A 19353-nucleotide genomic window follows, 5' to 3' on the forward strand; every position below is an offset into this window, starting at 1 on the left:
GTTCTGGAAACATTAAAAATGTGCCAGAAGCCTACATCGACCCGCTAGGGCGATGTAGGTAGTTCACTAGTTACACTGATTGACGAACTCACTGATACTCCCAGTAATAAAAATAGAGAAGCTGTTGGTCAAGGTATTGCCAATATTATTACAGGCTTCCTCGGTGGAATGGCTGGCTGTGGCATGATTGGTCAATCGGTGATTAACATCAAATCCGGTGGACGTACTCGCCTTTCTACCTTGTGTGCCGGGGTTTTGTTGATAGTCTTCATTTTAGTGTTAGGCAATTGGGTGAAGCAAATCCCGATGGCATCATTGGTAGGTGTAATGTTTATGGTGTCCATTGGCACTTTTAACTGGACTTCGTTGCAGACATTACATTTAGTGCCAAGAAGTGAAACGGCTGTGATGGTGACAACAGTTTTCGTCACCGTACTCAGTCGTAACCTAGGTTTAGGAGTGCTGGTTGGGATTGTTCTGAGTACAGTTTTCTTTTCGCGTCAAATTGCCAAAGTTGTATTTGTAGATTCATTGCTGAGTGCTGATCAAAATTACCGGACTTACAGCATTGCCGGACAATTATTCTTTTTGTCGGTAGACCAATTTCTCGCCGCTTTTGACTTTTCAGAAAACTTACAGCGTGTCAAAATTGATTTAACCCATGCCCACATTTGGGATCAAGCGGCGGTAACAGCCATTGATAAAGTCGTGCTGAAGTTTCGCCGTCATGGCACAGAGGTAGATTTAGTCGGAGTGAACGCAGCTAGTGCCACGTTATTAGATAAACTGGCAGTCCACAACAAGTCTGTAGCCGTAGATAGCTGAATTATCTGGGTTAGCGCAGCCCTGCTGGACTGAGAATAAATGTCTTTACTCTTATATAACTATTTAGTTATAATACCAAAGTGACTGACAACATCCAGGTTGTTGCAGTCCAAGCATAGGCGCACACACAGATTATTACAGAAAAACCAATGTGGGGAAGTGCTATTACGGCATATTTACATTATCTTGGCTTCATGCTGGCGTTTGGGGCGTTGGTAGTTGAAAGCCAAAATCTCAAAAAAGATATCAGTCTAGCAGAAGCGTGGAAAGTGGTGATAGCAGATGCCATTTATGGTTTATCTGCCACCACAATTCTAATCACAGGTATCTTGAGAGTGATGTACTTTGGTAAAGGTACTGATTACTACCTCAGCAGTCCGGTATTTTATACCAAGGTGGGGATGTTCATCCTGGTGAGTTTGTTGTCTCTGTATCCCACCTTTTCGTTTTTGACTTGGATTAAGAACTTGCGAGAAAACAAACCTCCTCATCTGGAATTTTCGCAATTACAGCGATTATGCTGGCTGATTAGGGGGGAGTTAGTGGGGTTTTGCTTCATCCCCTTGTTTGCTGCACTTTTAGCGCGGGGAATTCGACTTTTTTAAACATGAGGATTGAGGAGTGCGTTAGTTTAGATAGTGTGCGGTTTAGGTTCAAGGAGAATCAATCATGTTTCCTTTTTGGATGAATCCCTGCTGTCATTCTGAATCTCAAAAATCCCATCGTCGGCATCAATTAGAATTTTTGAAATGGATGCGGGATAGTCTAGAAACGCGGTTGGCTGCTGTCAATGCGGCGATCGCCACTATGGAAAGACAAATGAACGAAGAAAACGCTTCTAATCAAGCTTCTTGATGTTCGCCCGGAATTGCTTGCCGATGACCGAACAAGTGATCAAAACTAAGATGAGGAATAGACTCACGGTGATGAGGAATATACTTTCAGACGAGGCGATCGCTCAACTGATTGCAGAAGACGTTCCCTATTTTGATTTGACCACATTGGGACTCGGCATTGGCAAGCAACCGGGGGAAATTGAATTTTCTGCCCGTCATCCGATGGTAGTTTGTGCCACGGAGGAAGCCGCCAGAGTCTTGGAAAAATGTGGGGCTACAGTTTCGTTTCAGGTTGAAAGTAGCACTACCTTGGAGGCGCAACAACTCATCCTCAAAGCCACAGGTTCAGCCGCAGCTTTGCATATTGGCTGGAGAATAGCACTTAATTTATTGGAATATGCTTCCGGGATTGCTACTCGTACTGATAGTTTGGTCAAAGCTGCCCAACAAGTCAATCCATCTGTAGGAATAGTTGGGACGCGCAAAGTGTTTCCGGGTACACGTCCGTTATCTGTCAAGGCACTTTTAGCCGGTGGTGCAATTCCCCATCGTTTGGGGTTGTCGGAAAGCATTTTGATTTTTAAGGAACATCTGACTTATCTGGGGGGAATGTCAGGTTTATTGGCAGCCTTACCAGCACTTAAACAACGGTTTCAAGAACATAAGATAGCGATGGAAGTAGAAACCGTAGCAGATGCAGAGGCGATCGCTCAAGCTGGAATCGATATGATTCAATTTGATAAGGTTGCCTGTAGTGACCTTAAGGCTGTAGTACCGTCATTAAAAAATCACTATCCCCAGATTAAACTTGCTGTGGCTGGGGGAGTTACCTTAGACAACGTTCAGGATTATGCTAGCACCGGCGTTGATTTACTGGTGACAAGCTTTCCCTATTTTGGCAAACCTGCCGATATTGGCGTGAAAATGCGGAATGTTTCTTAAATCAACCCCATTTCTCGTAACCCCTGGCGGAGTCGATTTGCTTCTTGGGGGTTGTTTTGTTCATGGAGGAGAATGGCATTTTTAAAAGCGGTGACACTGGCTGGAACATTACCGACTTTTAACTGTACTACTCCTAAATTTTGATAAGCTTCTGCATATTTAGGTTGAAAACGAATTGCTTTTTGGTAAGCTGCGATCGCATCTGTAAACATCCCCAAAGCCTTGTATATCATTCCCAAATTGTAATATCCAATAGCAAAGTTAGGGTCAATTTTCAAAGCTGTTTCATAAGCTTTTTTCGCCCCATTGATATCTCCCGTTGCTTTGAGTAAATTACCTAAATTGTTATACGCGCCTAATTTCAGCATCGGGTAAATAGGTAACTTAATCGCATTTTGGTAATGAGAAATCGCCTGTTGGGGATTATTTAAACGATTGTGGGCAATACCTAAATGATAGTGTAATTCATATAAAACTTCGTAGTTTTCCTGACAAGCTTTGACACCCCGTTGTAATAACTCTATCCCTTGGTTAAATTTCCCAGTTTCCACATACAAAGCCCCCAACTTACTGCAAACATAAGGATCATGGGGGTGAGTTGCCAGAAAGCTTTCCATTGTCGCTTGGGCTTTGGCGTGTTTATCATTTTGAGCGATCGCGCTTTTTTGATAACCTGAGTGTAGAATTGCTACCTGTGGTAAATATCCGATTTCCCAATGGGGTTCTTTTTCGAGGATAGCGGTGACACTATCATCAATTAAAGCATGATAGGGACGGTCAAACCGGATATCGGGATGATGGCGAAATAGGCGAGATACCAGAGAATAAGGAGACTGTTCTGCATCAATTTCGTGACGCAACAGGTTAATTAGGAGATATTCATCGCTAGCGATCGCCTCTTTTAACTGTGGTACAATTGCCGATGTCAGAGTCTCATCCGCATCCAAAACTAAAACCCAATCCCCAGTCACATATTGTAAAGCCGCATTGCGAGCCGCACTAAAATCATTACACCAAGCAAAATAATGCACCTTCGCCCCAAATTCTTGAGCAATTTCCGGCGTGCGATCAATAGAACCAGTATCCAGCACAACCATTTCATCTACAACATTCTGCACACTGCTCAAACATTTAGGTAATGCTGCTGCTTCGTTTTTCACAATCATACACAGACTAATTTTCATATTGCCAATAAATTTTACTTTTTCAAGGTTTATATTTTCTTATATGAGTGGCTTTTGTAATTATATAAGTTTATATTTAAATCAAAGTTTAATAGTCATTCAATCTATCTTGATTTCCTCTCGACAATTATCAACGGTGATATTAACAAGTTTTCTTGATTTAGTCAGTGGAATTTTGACTTACTTCACACTAATGACATAGCATCTACACACCTTATTCATAATTTTACAAAAGATTAACTTGATATTTGTAGTGTAGTAGTTGAATGGCTTGTAGTTGGGGCTACAAGCCTATATTTTTGGGTGGTTTTGTTGGTGGTGGGGGGAAAATGAACAGGTTTTCAGGAAGATTTTTTATTTGTTTTGATTTTTGGGATTGTTTTCCTGTTCTGGGCGTTGGATAGCAGGGGGATAATTGACATATTCACTGCTTCTGAGGGTTTCTGTGTTGGTTAAATCTTCCGGTAGGAGTTCTTCAGGTGTGACTGATTTATCAACAGCGTCGTCTAGCACTCCTTCTGCATTGACGTTGGGTTTATCAGAAGTTCCTTTATGGCTTGCATGACCACCTGGCATAAATTTTTCCTCTGGTTTTATTTATCAAATGTTTCTAATTTAAATAGTTGTTTTTTATAGGCACACTATCAAAGGTGTTAAAATAAAATCTGGGGTGAAGTCTTAAGTAATAAATTTGCAGATTTGTTGATTAATTCAATAGTCAGAATCAATCAGGGAAAGTTGGCGATGCAATCATGATTATTCAATAAATACACCAATTGCCAGAGGTAAAAGTTACCTATCATATTTTAATTTATGTAAATAGTTAATTGATGTCTTGGCAATTGCGAGGTAATGATGACTAAGAAGCAAGATAAACTAATTGATTTAGCAGTGCATGAATCTTCAGATCCAGATGAGATTATCTCGCGTCATCAGGAAGATATATCTAGAGATATTCCGCAATCTGATGATTCACTACCGGATGAAAAGAATCCTGATATTAATCAAGATGAGCCGAATGTTGTGGATGAGCAAATGACTATTGCTAACTTAAGTGCGGGATAAATAGGACATATCAGGCCCAGATGGTATAATGCCACCAGGGTTAAGCGGAAACAGATTACCATAATAGTCTCGCTTGATGCTGTCTAAATCACAAGTCTCCGCAACGCCTGGAATTTGATACAATTTTCGCAAATATGCGCCTAAATTATCGTAATCTTGGATGCGGCGACGGTTACACTTAAATAAACCATAGTAGACAATATCAAAGCGGAATAGTGTGGTGAACAGACGCACATCTGCTAAAGTGAGACTATCACCACACAGGTAACGACTGTGAGCGAGTAAAGCATCAATTTCATCTAAAGTGGTAAACAGTTCCTCAACAGCTTGATTATAAGCCTGTTGTGTCTGAGCGAAACCGCAGCGATAGACACCATTATTCACATTGGTGTAAATCTTTTCGTTCCATTCATCTATCTTTGGCTGTAATTCCTCTGGGTAAAGATTGAGTGTAGGATTAGAGGCGAACTCATTAAACTCAGAGTTCAACATGACGATAATCTCTGCACTTTCATTATTAACAATCGTCTTGGTTTGTTTATCCCACAAAACTGGCACTGTTGCCCGTCCAGTATAACCGGGTTGAGACAGTTCATACAACTGCGCCAGAGTATAACAACCTTCCTCTGGCGAGTCAAACACCCAACCACCCGACTCCGCAGCAGGAGAAACCACAGATACAGATATAACTTCTTCCAACCCCTTAAGAGTTCTCACAATTAGTGTACGGTGCGCCCAAGGACAACCCATACCAACATAGAGTTTATAACGTCCGGTGGCTGGTGAGTAAAGACTATCTTCCCCGACTTTAACAAAACTTCTAAACTGACTGTTAGGGCGAATATATTCACCAGACTGACTACGGGGGGCTAACTTTGACATCATAACTTGCCAAAGACTTGTCCAAACAAACTTACCCATCCCAATAATCAGCTTAGGAGGAAGAGACTTACCCTTTTTCGGAGTTGTTCTAATACCATTCATGATTGACAGCAATTGATGTCACTGCACTCTTCCAGGATAGACTAGCCAGATAAAAAACAACTTCCCTCTCTCCAACTCTTCCTCTCTGCGCCTCTGCGCCTCTGCGTGAGAAAAATCTATAATTTTACTCAGCACCAGAATTAACATCTGTAACCAATACCAACTTACCCTCCTTGTATGCTTGCCGGAGAGCGATCGCCTCTGCTACGATTTGTTGTGCAGTCAAACCTTCCTCATCCATCATCTTTTGGAGAGTAGTACCAGTTTTCTCCCCATCTTCATGAATAGGCGGAACTTGACAATATCTACCACCATTCTTTAACCGTCGCCAAATACTAGGCTTCTCAGCCGTTTCCCGTCTAGGAGTACGCTGTTTCTTAATCAGAGAACGTACAGTTTCCTGATTGATAATACTGACATCAAGCAACCTATCAATCACCTTTTGATACTTATTACTTCTTTCCGCCAGTTGATAAATAGTGCGTGGCTCAACTTGGGCAAAATCTTGAGGACTAAACTTACCAAAAGTTGCAGCAATTTTGAGATACCTCTTTTCCTCACCCTGCCAACCCTGACTTACAAGTAACTTCTTATACTCCTTACTCGACAAACATTGTTTTTGTTCAGCCAACCAAAAAGCATGATGTAAAATAGCCTTAGTCACATCAGCAAGGGTTTGAAACGAAAAATTTTCCGTCGCATCAGACTGTTCAAACTTGTGTGAAACTGGATGAGGAGCTACACCTTGCATTGATGACATCATAATAATCGTCTCGTACTCAGGTATTTTTGAGAAAACACAACATCTTATTTAGTACAATTGTACTAAATATTTTCTCAAAACAAACCCCCAAACATACCCGAATCTCCAACAAACCCCATATAAAATTATACACCCCTCCTCAAAATCCCCCCTCCGCGCACCTCCGCGTTGCCTCCGCGCGACGGCAGTCGCTACAACGGGGGAAACCCCCGCAACGCGCTGCCTCACCTTTGCGTTTAAAAAAACCCACCCTACTATTTCACCACAGAAAACCCCCGACGACCAGAACGAACCTCAGCCAACTCCACCTGAAAACTCACATTATCCCGCAGTTCCCCACTTCTAACCTCCAAACTCCAAATACCAGGAAGAACATCCCAAAACAGAGAACTAGAGTCACCCTCTAACCTGTCCCCATTCAACCACCATTCTATAGATGTAGATAAACTTCCCGCCAACTTAAACTGTAATTTTTGCTGTCCTGCCGTGCCAGGATATAGTAAAAATAAATCACCATTGCGGGGAGAGACAATTCTCACCTGACGAGCGACTAAACTAGAAGAAGGGTGTTTTGCCAACCACTCATCATACTCTGAAGGTAAAGTAAAATCTTGCTGAGTTTCGTAAGCAATTGTATCTTCAGGATAAAAATACTCTTGCACCACAGAGTTACAATCTGGGGTAGGCTTCAAACCAGAGACAGCACAGATAGGCAGTTTAGTCAATCCCACCGGAGAAGGAAAAGCGGCTGGTGGTTGGTGTGCGTGCAGGTGTAACATAATGCGATGCCACAGAGGTGCTGCACCTGTGACACCGGAAACTTGACGCATGGGTTCACCGTTGAAATTGCCTACCCAAGTCGCCACAGTGTAGTTAGTAGAAAAGCCGACTGTCCAAGTATCGCGGAAATTGGAGGAAGTCCCAGTCTTAACAGCCACGGGGAAGGGCAAGTTTAAAACTGATTCTACACCAAAAGCGATCGCTCGCGCATGATTGTCACTGAGCATATCAGTAATCAGTTGCCATGTTGTGGGGACTCTTGACTGGGGACTGGGGACTCTTGACTGGGAAAATACAGAAACTAACGGGGTGAATTTGCCTTGCTGGGCGAGGGTGACATAGGCTTGAGCGAGTTCCCAGAGAGAGACTTCACCACTACCGAGACTTAAACCTAAACCGTAATATTCCGGGGTTTGCTGGAGGTGAGTAAAACCGAGTTGATGCAGACGTTGTAAAAAAGCGGGTACGCCGATTTTTTCCAACACCCGCACGGCTGGGATATTCAGAGAATTAGCTAAAGCTATCCGCACCCGCACAGGGCCGAGAAACTTCTCAGTATAATCTGTAGGACTATAAAGTTGCGCGCCGGGGATAGCGTAGTGAGTCGGGACATCTGCTAAAATCGTGTTTGGACGAATAGCACCTTTTTCTAAAGCTAATTCATAGACAAACGGCTTGAGAGTAGAACCCGGTTGACGTAGTGCTTGTACACCGTCATTGCGTCCGAGTTTGCTGTCATCAAAATAATCAGGTGAACCGACATAAGCTAAAACCTCTCCAGTGTGGTTGTCAATTACCAAAGCAGCTGCATCATGGACATTGTTAGCAGCGAGGGTAGAAATAACTTGCTGTACTTGTGCGGCGACAAATTGCTGTAAAGGTTTATCTATGGTGGTGCGAATAGGAGAAGTAATTTCTGTGTGAGATAACTGACTAGCTAACCAAAATAAAAAATGTGGTGCGGCGATAATTCCTCTGTGACGCGACTGAAAGACAACTTTTTCGGTGAGGGTTTTCTCAGCCATATCCTGAGTGATATACCCCTCCTTTACCATGCGGTTAAGGACATATTTTTGTCGCTGCTTGAGTCTATCCCCATGCTGCAAAGGGTCAAAATAAGTGGGATTATTAGGAATAGCAGCAAGCAGACTAGCTTGAGCGATATTCAAATCACTAGCGGGGATAGAAAAATAAGTTCTAGCGGCTGCTTCCACACCATATATATTACCGCCCATTGGGAGACGATTAATATATGCAGAGAGAATTTCATCCTTATTCATTCCTGCTGCTAACCGCCAAGCCAACCACACCTCATGAAGTTTACCAGAGAAATTGCGGGGGGATGGTGCTAACATTCGCGCCAACTGCATAGTAATTGTAGAAGCACCAGAAACAATTTTTTGACTGTGAATAGCTTGCGTGACAGCGCGGAGAATAGCTTTCATATCTAACGCACCATGACGATAGAAACTACCATCTTCCGCCGCTAAAATTGCGTTAATAAACAGAGGTGAAACTTGCTTCAGAGGTACAACAGCCGTATGTTCTTGATCACGAGTGAGGATAGTACCTAATTTTAAACCATTGCGATCGCTAAACTCTAACGCCAACTGATTCTGCACAATATCTACCGCACGAATAGACGCAAAATAAGGTAATAACCTCACCCCCAAACATATCAACACCACAGCCAAAATCAACTTAATACTCTTGCTGACTCTTAATATATATTGAACTTCCAGCCGCCAACGCTTCACCCTGTTCATCACACAACTAACATCAGATTCATCACTAAATAATCAAATACACATCACATTGTGATGTTTACGTTTTTTCACCCTATCAATTTACAAAAATTCATCAAAACCCAATAGTTAAAAATTGTAATGTTTTCACGAAACAAACAAACCAAATTAGTTATCCATATAAATGTAACCATCCTCCCTTAACCTCCAAAACTCCACCTCTAACTCTCTGCGTCTCTGCGTCTCTGCGTGAGATATTATCAACCCCCAAAACCCCACCATGATCCTAAAAACCCTCATCCAATTCCTCCTAACCACCACCCTCATAATAGGAATAACCAGTTGCAACATTATCGGAATATCAACAAAACAACAACTACCAAAAGTAGCACCACTAACACCCCCCAGATTACCAGAATGGATAGAACAAATCAGCCCCATTGGTAACGCCAAACCCCTAAACCAAATTCGCATTCGCTTTAAAGAAGCATTAATTCCCGTCGAACAACTAGACACCCCAGAACAACAAAACCTGTTACAAAAATTTGCACTTTGGCCGCCCTTACCCGGACAATTTCGTTTTTTAACACCACGTATGGTAGGCTTCCAACCAGAAAAAGCCTTACCCCAAGCCACAAGATTACAAGTTACCCTGAAAGCAGGTTTAAAAGACTTAAAAAATCATCAACTAGACAAAGATTTAGCGTGGACTTTTAACACCGAACCCATTGAAATCACTAACTTACCCGGAGTAAACCCAGTAGAACCAGCAGAAACACAACCAGTAGATTTACAACCAAAACTACAATTTACCTCCAACACAGAACTTAACTTAAATTCTGTACAAGAACATCTAAAATTAATCCCTGAAAGTAACAATAAAAGCCTTAATTTTAAAATAGCATTAGCCAAAGCAGAACAACGAAAAGAAACACAAGACCCTTTAGAAAAATTTGACCCTTCTACACGTAACTGGGTTTATAATTTATATCCTCAACAAACCTTAGAAAAAGCCACCAATTACCGCCTTGAATTTTCACCCGGTATCTTACCCGCAGATGGTAACTTACCCACAGAAAAAGAATATGTTAGTAAATTGGCAACTTATTCACCTTTAGCATTTAAACAAATTAATTATTACGGACAACCAGACGCAGGTGGAACTTATGGCAGATTTGTTAAAGGTACACCGCAATTAGAATTTAACAATATATTAGTAGCCGACTCAGCTAGAGAAAATATTAAAATCGAACCTGCACCAAGAGATATTTCCAGACTGCTGCAAATTGGGGAGGAAGATAGATATGTCACCATTAACCCCTATGCTTTAAACCCAGCCACTAACTATACAATTACTATAGGCGCAAATCTCAAAGATAAATTTGGACAAACCTTGGGTAAACCCGTCAATCTCAAATATAATACAGGTGATTTAGCTGGTGATATTTGGGTTCCCTCAGATTTACATATTTTCCCATCTGGACAGAATTTACAATTAAATATTAGTACCGTTAATTTACCAGAGTCACAATATAAAGCTGCCTATCGTGTGGTGCAACCTACAGATTTAGTTTACGCCAGAGGTGCTTATCCCCAAGGTAATGAAAATGATTTATTACCCAAACCAAATACATGGCAAAGCTTTAAAGTTGCAGCTAAGAAAAATCAGCAATTTGATGTCAATGTACCACTACGAGACAAACTTGGTGGTGTTACAGGGATGTTAGCTTATGGAGTGCAAGCCCGCACGAATAAATATCAAGAAAATGGTAAAGAATTGTGGCGCGAACTGACAACTTACGGGTTAGTACAGTTAACAAATTTAGGTGTATTTAGTCAATGGTTTCCTGACTCTGGTTTAATTCGTGTGAATCATCTCAGTGATGGTTCACCTGTGCCGAATTCGCCTATAGAAATTTATCAATTAAGTTTAAATTCTAAATATCGTGACCCTGTTCAACCTTGCGCTACTGGTAAAACAGATAATGATGGAAACTTAAGGCTTCAGCGTCAAGATTTACAGCAATGTTATCAGAACAATAATAAATTTGTCAAATCACCAGAGTTATTAGTTATCGCCCGTGAAAATCAAGATTGGGCATTTGCAAGAACTGAAGAATATAGTGGTGTTTATGGTTATGGTATTGATGCGGGTTGGGCAGATGATAAACCTGTATCTCGTGGTGTGATATTCTCAGATAGGCAGTTATATCAACCAGGAGAAAAAGCTTGGTTAACTGGGTTTGCTGACTATTTAGAAAATGGCAGTCTTCAACAAGATAAAAATGCAGTCTACCAAGTCAGTTTAATCAATCCTGATGGACAAAAGACAGGTTTAGGTACTAAAACCACCAACGAATTTGGGACATTTTCCCTAGAGTTACCCATCAACAAAAATCAACCCTTGGGTTATTATACAATCCAAGCCAAGGGTAAAGATGGTAGAGAAATTTCGGGAGAGTTGCGAGTCGCTGAATTTAAACCACCGAATTTTAAAGTTGAACTCGATTTAGATAAACAATTCGCCTTAGTCGGTGAAAAAGTCGCAGCGCAAGCAACGAGTAATTATTTATTTGGTGCGCCTGTCGAGGGAGGAGAAGCTAAGTATTTTGTGACTCGTCGCCAAGAGAATTTTATCCCGAAAGGTTGGCAAGAATTTAGTTTTGGTAGACAATGGTTATGGCCGGAAGAAAGTCCTGCTGTTCCTAGTGATGTTTTACAGACTAACACTCAGTTAGATGCTAATGGTAAAACCAGTCAAACGGTAACGGTGGCGAAAGATTTACCTTATCCTATGACTTACACTGTGGATGTACAAGTCGCAGATGTTTCTAATTTATCTGTGGCTAATTCTCAAACTTTTACAGCTTTACCAAGTAATCGGTTGATTGGTTTAAAAACTAATTTCATCGCCGAAGCGGGGAAAGCATTTCCTGTAGAATTCATTGTGACTGAACCTACAGGAAAACCAATCAATAATCAACGGGTGCGGCTAGAATTACAACAGATGAAATATAGTAATGTGACGCAGTTAGTCGAAGGTAGTCGCACTGCTAAAAATCAAGTTGAATATACAACAGTAGCTAAAGCCGAAGTTACATCTGCTGATAGTCCCCAAATTGTTAATTTAACACCACCAGAGTCAGGTTCGTATCGCATTCGCGCTAATTTTAGTAATAGTAATGAGGAATTAACAGCGACAGATGCCCAAATTTGGGTGACAGGAAATAATCCAGTTTATTGGGGTTCGGAAGAACAGAACCGTTTAGAAGTTAAACTAGATAAGAAAGAGTATCAACCCGGTGAAATTGCTACGGCTTTAATTCAATCTCCTTACCCAGATGCAGAGTTATTCTTTGCTGTCATCAAAGATAAACCCATCTATCAACAATTAACTAAAGTTTCCGGTGGTGCGCCACAAATTCAGTTTCAAGTCACTCCAGAAATGTTACCGAATGCAGCAGTTGAAGCTGTGTTAGTTAGACAAGGCGCACCTCTTAATCAAGTAGAACCAGGAAGTTTAGATAAATTAGTTAAAATTGGGTTTACGCCGTTTAAAGTTAACTTGCAAGCTAAATATTTAAATGTGCAAGTTACGCCATTGCAAACATCACTCGCACCAGGAACAGAAGCAACGGTACAATTAGAATTGAAAGATAAGCAAAATAACCCCACCCAAGGACAATTAACTGTGATGGTGGTGAATGAAGCAGTATTGCAACTGTCTGGTTATCGTCCGCCAAATTTGGTAGATACTGTTTATGCAGAACAGCCAATATCTACCCGCTTTAGTGATAATCGTCCTGATGTCATCATACAACCCCAAGATGTCGCTAAACCTAAAGGCTGGGGTTATGGTGGCGGTTTTTCCGCAGGTGCAGCTAATACCCGCGTCCGTACAGATTTTCAAGCTTTGGCTTATTATAATGGTGCTGTTGTCACCGATGCTGCTGGTAAGGCACAGATAAGTTTTAAATTACCGGATGACTTAACTACATGGCGGGTGATGGTTGTCGCTACTGATGGTAATTTGCGGTTTGGGAATGGTGAGGCGACGTTTATCACTACTAAACCACTGCTGACTAATGCTATTTTGCCACAGTTTGCCCGTCCAGGCGATCGCATCCTCGCTGGTTTATCTGTCACCAATAACACTGGCACTTCAGGAAACTTAACAATTAACGGCGAACTCAACGGTACTCTCAAGTTTGCTGAGAAAAACCCGACAACTACCAAATTACAAACCAAAACACAAGCAACTACTCAAGCTTATCGCTTTCCAATGGTGGCTGAGACTGTTGGTATAACACAAGTCCGCTTTACCACCCAGTTAAATAATACCGCCGCCGATGCTTTTGCCGTACCCTTAGAAGTCAAACCTTTGGAGGTGACAGAACAAGTTGTAGAAACAGGGGTGACTGATAAACAAGTCAAAATTCCTCTGAATGTTGATAAAAATGTTTACCCGGAAGCTGGCGGTTTAGATATTCAAATAGCGAGTACCTTAATACCAGAAATTAAAGCACCAGCTAAACAAGTATTAGGTGATGATGATTTACCCTTCGCTGAACCTGCGGCGAGTCAGTTAATGATTGCCGCTAACCTGCAAATTTTAGCCCAAAAATATAGCCAAAGTTTTGCAGAATTTAACCCTAAACAACAGGCAAATCAAGCAATAACTCAATTACAAAAATTGCAACTCGCCGACGGTGGTTTTGCAGCCTTCCCAGGACAAGAAAAATCAGACCCTTGGGTTGCTGCTTACGCTGCTGAATCTTTAACAAAAACCCAGGAAATCTTCCCCAAGGCGGTAGATGCTGTCATGCTATCTCGGTTAAAGAAATATTTGCAGCAAGTCTTGGCGAACCCTGGACAATATGACTTTTGTAAACAGAAATTATGTAGAACTCAATTACAACTCAATGCTTTAATTGCTTTAGCCGAACTCGGAGATAAACGCAATAGTTTCTTAGGTGATATTTATCAACAGCGTAATAACTTTGATATCGTCACCCAAATCAAACTAGCGCGGTATTTATCACAATTTCCCGAATGGCAAGATGAAGCACAACAAATGTTAAACCAGTTGCAAGAAAATATCTACGAAACTGGGAGAACAGCCGTAATTAGTTTACCATCTAGTTGGGGATGGATGAGTTCAGATACCACCGCACAAGCACAGGCTTTAAGGTTATTTATCGCCGCACAAAGTAAACCGGAAGTCATCGATAAATTAGTACAGAGTTTATTAGCACAACGACGGGATGGTACTTGGCAAACTAACTATAATAATGCCCAAGCATTAACAGCTTTGACAGAATATAGTCAACTGCAACCGACACCACCCAACTTTTTCGCCACAGTACAATTAGCTGGTAAGAAAATCGGAGAAAATCGCTTTAATGGTTATGATAATCCTAGCTTACAGTTAAATGTGCCGATGACTAAATTACCCCGTGGTCGTTATGATTTAACGCTGCAAAAATCTGGTAATGGTAAGTTACATTATTTAGTAGCTTATAATTACCGTTTACCAGGAAACCAACCAGGGAGATTTAACGGTTTACGCATCACAAAAGCTATTAGCAAAGTTGGTGAAACTCAGCCTTTGCAAAAAACTGGAATTTATGCTTTTGATAAACCTTTAAATGTCAACAGTGGACAGGTGTTTGATATTGGGTTAGAAATAATTGCAGACCATCCTGTTAATCATATAGTCATTAAAGACCCATTACCAGCAGGATTGGAAGCTGTAGACCAAAGTTTTCAAACTGCAACAGCCGCATTACAAGCACAAGCCGATAGTTGGCAGCTTGGTTATCGCAATATCTACCGCGATCGCATTATCGCCTATGCTGACCACCTAGAACCAGGAGTTTATAGTTTACATTACTTAGTCCGTTCTGTGACTCCCGGTACATTCCTCTGGCCTGGTGCTGAGGTACATTTGCAGTATACACCAGAGGAATTTGGACGTTCAGCCAGTTCTACCCTGCAAATTGAATGATATCAGTCAGCTAACCGACTCCATACAATTAAACCTCCCCTCTCCGCGTCGGAGAGGGGTTAGGGGTGAGGTTTAAAAAAAAACTGGTTAAATCACGTAGACGTTAATTAATTTGTCATTAAAACAACACAGTAAACCGCCCTTTGATGCAAACGTTTCATTAAAATTATGTTAAATTTGCATTTAAGCTATTTCAAAAATATGCAACACCTGCAATGATGATTGAGTTCATAGTGTTGTTGTTTGTTACAGTAGGCGGATGCTATGATAGTGAATCCGCCTTTTATCCTTGCCACTGTTTACGAATACACTTAACTGCGGTAAGTGTGAATAGAGTTAGCACCAGTTCGTGGAAGATGAAATAATATACTTGTTGAACTGGCAATGCAGACATGGGAAAAGAAATTGAACGCAAATTTTTACTTAAAAATGATAGTTGGCGACAACTAGGTGAAGGTGTTTTATATCGTCAAGGATACATCCCTACACAGGGGGTAACTGTACGTGTGCGGGTTGCCGGAAATCAAGGTTATTTAACAATTAAAGGCAAAACTGTCAACTATTCCCGTGCTGAATTTGAGTATCCCATTCCTTTAGCAGATGCTCAAGAAATGTTAGATACATTATGTGTGCGTCCTTTAATTGAAAAAACCAGATATAAGATAAATTATAACGGTTTAGTGTGGGAAGTAGACGAATTTGCCGGAGAAAATCAAGGATTAATATTAGCAGAAGTTGAACTAACTGATGCAGCACAAGAAATTGAAATACCTGATTGGATTGGAGAGGAAGTTTCAGGCGATCGCCGGTATTATAATAGTTATTTAGTGCAACAGCCTTATTCTAAATGGTAAAACCATTCGTTAGATTAAGATGCGCTTTATTCGTGGATGTAGAGACGTTGCATGCAACGTCTCTACATCATTTATTTGGGGTATTCAGTTAAATACGCGAGTAACGCAGATGTAATCTTAACAGCCGTAACCAGCGTAACCAAATCTGTGCAGGTTGTTCAAAAAATGTGAAAATATCGCCAAAACCTAGATTAGTTTTTTGGTGATGTAACCAGTGTCTTTCAGGAGTAGTGATAAATAGAATTTGGCAGAGGAAATTGACGACTTTGGGAGTTTCCCAACCTAACACAGTGATATGTCTCCACCACACATGAAACTGTCCCAATAATAAACCCAAGATAACACCTATGGGAGAGAAAGACCACAGAAATACAGCTACTATTAGATAAGGTACAGCACCTAAAACACCATCTAAAAGCACCTGAAAATTCCATGTTAAAATTGCATAATGACGAAAATCTTTCTTCCATGAATGGTGTGTTTTCAGGTGGAGACTACCAAAAACGTGTTCAGGAACATGATAAACAAATGTCGATAAAAAATCACCAAAAAACAATAGTAACCAGGCAATAGCGACAGCCTCAAGCATTTAGACTCCTCAAGTAAGAAAACACCACAAACAACCAACCAGAACGACTAGACAAACAAAGTCAGTCTCTGCGGAATAACTTAAAATCAAGGTGGTAGATGTAAATCTCTAGCTTCACTAATTTAGCTATGTTGAATGATTTAAAGTGTTTTGAAATTGTTACCCCACAATCTTCTGACGAAGGAACACACCACAGGCAAAGAAGCAGTTAAAACTAGGACAAATTTAGGTTAAGCTTTTTTGTGATATTATTGCTATACAGGTAATCTATTTCTGTTAATAACTAATTAAAGAAATTAAACTTATGATTGACTTTAATAATTATCAAGCTTTAACTTTTGACTGCTACGGCACTCTTATTGACTGGGAAACAGGAATATTAACTGCGATTAAGCCGCTTTTAAATAATCACAAGATTAATTTAACTGAAAATGCTATTTTAGAAACTTTCGCGGAATTAGAATCAGAACAGGAAAAGGGGGAATATATTACATATCGAGAAGTTTTACAAGGAGTCGTCCAAAACTTTGGCGAAAGATTTGGCTTTCAACCAACAACCGATGAACTAAATTCCCTCGCTGACTCGTTGCAACATTGGCAACCTTTTGCGGATACTGTCGCCGCATTGCAATTACTCCAGCAAAAGTTTCAGTTAGTAATTATCTCAAATGTAGATGATGATTTGTTCGCTTTCTCGGCTGAGAAATTACAGGTTAAATTTGCTCAAGTCATTACAGCACAGCAGGTAAAAAGTTATAAACCCTCATTAAACAACTTCAGACAAGCACTGGAGAGAATAGGCTTACCAAAAGAACAAATACTGCACGTTGCTGCTAGTGTGTATCATGATATTATTCCCGCCAAGTCATTAGGAATATCAACAGTTTGGGTAAATCGTCGAGTAGGTAAAATAGGTTATGGTGCTACCATTCCATCTGAAGGTGAACCTGATTTACAAGTTCCAGATTTACAAACTTTAGCTAGTTTAACAGCCTGAAGACTCTGAAAAAAAACACAGATGCACACAGATAATTTATTCATGTGCATCTGTTCAGTTGATGAGTTGATGACAGTTGACTCGTTGCAAGATTATTCACCAAATCTCGGCTATACCTTTCTTGTAAGGCTCACCCGTAAAAGGTTGTACACCAATTGTAGGATAAGCGTCATCAGAAGGGCCAAAGATCCGCATTACGGCTTCAGAAATATACTGAGTGATGCTAGCCAGCATTTTGGTAATAGCCATAATATTCGACTCCTTTTTGAGTCAATTTCTCTTTGTTGTTCTACTCTAATGCTTATCAGCTTCTTTGCCTCATTTTCTCAATATATTGACAACATAAGCAATAGTTTTTCAGACAGCTTTGCAATACTTAATCTTATTTGCAATTTATTACTTTATGTATCTATTCTCATATCAAGTATAGCTAATTAGTTAGAATTTATGAACATTCCGAACTTTGGCAGCATTGAGATAAGCTTGGGGATTTTCCGGGTCAAACTCTAAGCCGTTAAAGAATTTTTCTATCCCGCGAGATGTGCTAGCGGGAATAGCTGTTTCTTGCCCGATGATTTGAGCAGCTTCTCGCCATAAGTCTTCCCGATTAACTGCATCAATGATGGGTTGGGGATTAAATTCTTTTGAACGATTACCCCAGCGCATATCTTCAATAAAGAACCATAAATCATGACTTTTATAGGGATAAGAAGCATTTTCCCGCCAGAATTTAATCGCATGGGGGCTATTTTCGACTACGCGCCCATTACCATAATCGAACTTACCCAAGAGGCGATCGCGCACAAATTCACTGGGGACTCCAATCCACTGCCGTTGTGATAAAATCTGAAATAATTCGGCTTTATTCTCCGGGCGATCGCACCAGATTTGAGCTTCTAAAACTGCCGCTAATAAAGCCTTCGCCGCTTTCGGATGTTTATCAACCCATTCAGCACGCATTCCTAAAGCCTTTTCTGGATGATTATGCCATAACTCTCCACTGGTAACGGTAGAGTAACCAATTCCTTGTTTGAGCAAGCGATGATGCCAAGGATCTACCACACAAAAAGCCTCCATCGAACCACCACGCATATTAGCTACCATTTGCGGTGGTGGCACTACAATCAATGATACATCCCTATCAGGATCAATCCCACCATAAGCTAACCACCAACGCATAAAAAAGTCACCAGTTACCCGACGATACGGTATAGCACAGCGTATATTTTCGCCAGCTAAACTTTTTTTGGCAAACACTGACTTGAGTGAAGAACTATCTAGCCCAAGTTTTAAATCTTGATAAACATTGCTAACAGAAATACCCTGCCCGTTTACATTCAACCGAGCCAAAATATACATCGGAATTTTACGCCCATAGCTAATTTCACCAGTGGCCATTAAATACACCATAGGAAATAGTAAATGTGCGCCATCCAAACCTTCATTATCTGAACCTAACATCAGTTTGTCACGCATCACTGCCCAAGAAGGTTGTTTTAACACTTCTACATTTGGCATTCCATGTTTAGCAAAAAATCCTTTGGATTTCGCTACAATCAACGGACAAGAACTGGTAACAGGAATAAAACCGAGTTTTGCCCCTGTAATTTCTGGCGCATCACTATAACCAGCATACAAACTTGTTGGAGATGGGATAGCTGGAGAACGATGACTAAGAGTTGTTGATAATAACGCCGCACCACCAACCGTTAAAAAATTTCTTCTCGTAAATTGTGCCATATTTTAACTGAATATTAAGAGACAAGCCCTGTTTTTTATAGC

The 19353-nt window shown here is 40.7% G+C and carries 16 protein-coding genes; 8 read left to right on the forward strand and 8 right to left on the reverse strand.

Going from position 1 to position 19353, the window contains the following annotated elements:
* Window positions 1–78 precede the first annotated feature (78 nt).
* From A3775_RS08765 to modD, 4 genes are all read left to right on the forward strand, one after another.
* Complete coding sequence (locus A3775_RS08765) at window positions 79–825, forward strand: SulP family inorganic anion transporter (RefSeq protein WP_339373761.1); 747 nt, start codon at window positions 79–81, stop codon at window positions 823–825.
* A gap of 149 nt (window positions 826–974) precedes the next feature.
* Window positions 975–1430, forward strand: coding sequence for a DUF2214 family protein (locus tag A3775_RS08770; RefSeq protein WP_066382347.1), 456 nt, complete (start codon window positions 975–977; stop codon window positions 1428–1430).
* Between the two features lie 64 nt (window positions 1431–1494).
* Window positions 1495–1680 carry a hypothetical protein gene (locus tag A3775_RS08775; RefSeq protein WP_066382345.1) on the forward strand — a complete coding sequence of 62 codons (186 nt, stop codon included), beginning with the start codon at window positions 1495–1497 and terminating at the stop codon, window positions 1678–1680.
* Window positions 1681–1751: 71 nt separating this feature from the next.
* Entirely contained in the window at window positions 1752–2603 is an 852-nt protein-coding gene (gene modD / locus A3775_RS08780) for a ModD protein (RefSeq protein WP_066382406.1), read from the forward strand.
* On the opposite strand, the gene A3775_RS08785 is transcribed toward modD, so the two are convergent.
* Together A3775_RS08785 and A3775_RS08790 are read right to left on the reverse strand one after the other, a co-directional pair.
* The gene (locus A3775_RS08785; RefSeq protein ID WP_197480114.1) at window positions 2600–3787 is read right to left on the reverse strand and encodes a glycosyltransferase family 2 protein; all 1188 of its coding nucleotides are present in this window, start codon (window positions 3785–3787) and stop codon (window positions 2600–2602) included. The two genes, modD and A3775_RS08785, sit on opposite strands and share 4 nt — an antisense overlap.
* A gap of 354 nt (window positions 3788–4141) precedes the next feature.
* On the reverse strand, window positions 4142–4363 hold the full coding sequence (locus A3775_RS08790; RefSeq protein ID WP_066382341.1) for a hypothetical protein: 222 nt from the start codon (window positions 4361–4363) through the stop codon (window positions 4142–4144).
* A gap of 276 nt (window positions 4364–4639) precedes the next feature.
* Here A3775_RS08790 and A3775_RS08795 point away from each other — a divergent pair, with 276 nt between their 5' ends.
* Window positions 4640–4852: a hypothetical protein gene (locus A3775_RS08795; RefSeq protein ID WP_066382339.1), complete on the forward strand. Its 213-nt coding sequence runs from the start codon at window positions 4640–4642 to the stop codon at window positions 4850–4852.
* Here A3775_RS08795 and A3775_RS08800 read toward each other — a convergent pair.
* The 3 genes from A3775_RS08800 to pbpC all read right to left on the reverse strand — a co-directional run bounded on the left by A3775_RS08800 (window position 4838) and on the right by pbpC (window position 9145).
* Window positions 4838–5836, reverse strand: a complete 999-nt coding sequence (locus A3775_RS08800) for a glutathione S-transferase family protein (protein ID WP_066382337.1) — start codon at window positions 5834–5836, stop codon at window positions 4838–4840. The two genes, A3775_RS08795 and A3775_RS08800, sit on opposite strands and share 15 nt — an antisense overlap.
* A 124-nt stretch (window positions 5837–5960) precedes the next feature.
* Window positions 5961–6599, reverse strand: a complete 639-nt coding sequence (locus A3775_RS08805; RefSeq protein ID WP_066382335.1) for a hypothetical protein — start codon at window positions 6597–6599, stop codon at window positions 5961–5963.
* 254 nt (window positions 6600–6853) lie between these two features.
* Window positions 6854–9145, reverse strand: coding sequence for a penicillin-binding protein 1C (gene pbpC / locus A3775_RS08810; RefSeq protein WP_066424580.1), 2292 nt, complete (start codon window positions 9143–9145; stop codon window positions 6854–6856).
* Between the two features lie 259 nt (window positions 9146–9404).
* On the opposite strand from pbpC, the gene A3775_RS08815 reads away from it, so the two are divergent.
* Together A3775_RS08815 and A3775_RS08820 are read left to right on the forward strand one after the other, a co-directional pair.
* Window positions 9405–15131 carry an alpha-2-macroglobulin gene (locus A3775_RS08815; RefSeq protein WP_197480115.1) on the forward strand — a complete coding sequence of 1909 codons (5727 nt, stop codon included), beginning with the start codon at window positions 9405–9407 and terminating at the stop codon, window positions 15129–15131.
* A 392-nt stretch (window positions 15132–15523) separates the two neighbouring features.
* Window positions 15524–15985 carry a CYTH domain-containing protein gene (locus A3775_RS08820; protein ID WP_066382333.1) on the forward strand — a complete coding sequence of 154 codons (462 nt, stop codon included), beginning with the start codon at window positions 15524–15526 and terminating at the stop codon, window positions 15983–15985.
* An 88-nt stretch (window positions 15986–16073) separates the two neighbouring features.
* Here the strand turns inward: A3775_RS08820 and A3775_RS08825 are convergent, their stop codons facing one another.
* The gene (locus tag A3775_RS08825; protein WP_066382332.1) at window positions 16074–16574 is read right to left on the reverse strand and encodes a fatty acid hydroxylase; all 501 of its coding nucleotides are present in this window, start codon (window positions 16572–16574) and stop codon (window positions 16074–16076) included.
* 304 nt (window positions 16575–16878) lie between these two features.
* Between A3775_RS08825 and A3775_RS08830 the strand changes: the two genes are divergently transcribed.
* Window positions 16879–17571, forward strand: coding sequence for a haloacid dehalogenase type II (locus A3775_RS08830; protein ID WP_066424582.1), 693 nt, complete (start codon window positions 16879–16881; stop codon window positions 17569–17571).
* Window positions 17572–17667: 96 nt separating this feature from the next.
* Here A3775_RS08830 and A3775_RS08835 read toward each other — a convergent pair whose 3' ends face one another.
* Window positions 17668–17820, reverse strand: coding sequence for a nicotinate phosphoribosyltransferase (locus tag A3775_RS08835; protein WP_066382329.1), 153 nt, complete (start codon window positions 17818–17820; stop codon window positions 17668–17670).
* Between the two features lie 189 nt (window positions 17821–18009).
* Complete coding sequence (locus tag A3775_RS08840; RefSeq protein ID WP_066424585.1) at window positions 18010–19311, reverse strand: CmpA/NrtA family ABC transporter substrate-binding protein; 1302 nt, start codon at window positions 19309–19311, stop codon at window positions 18010–18012.
* Window positions 19312–19353: the final 42 nt, after the last annotated feature.

It is taken from the genome of Anabaena sp. 4-3 (genome assembly GCF_001597745.1).
GTDB lineage: Bacteria > Cyanobacteriota > Cyanobacteriia > Cyanobacteriales > Nostocaceae > Trichormus.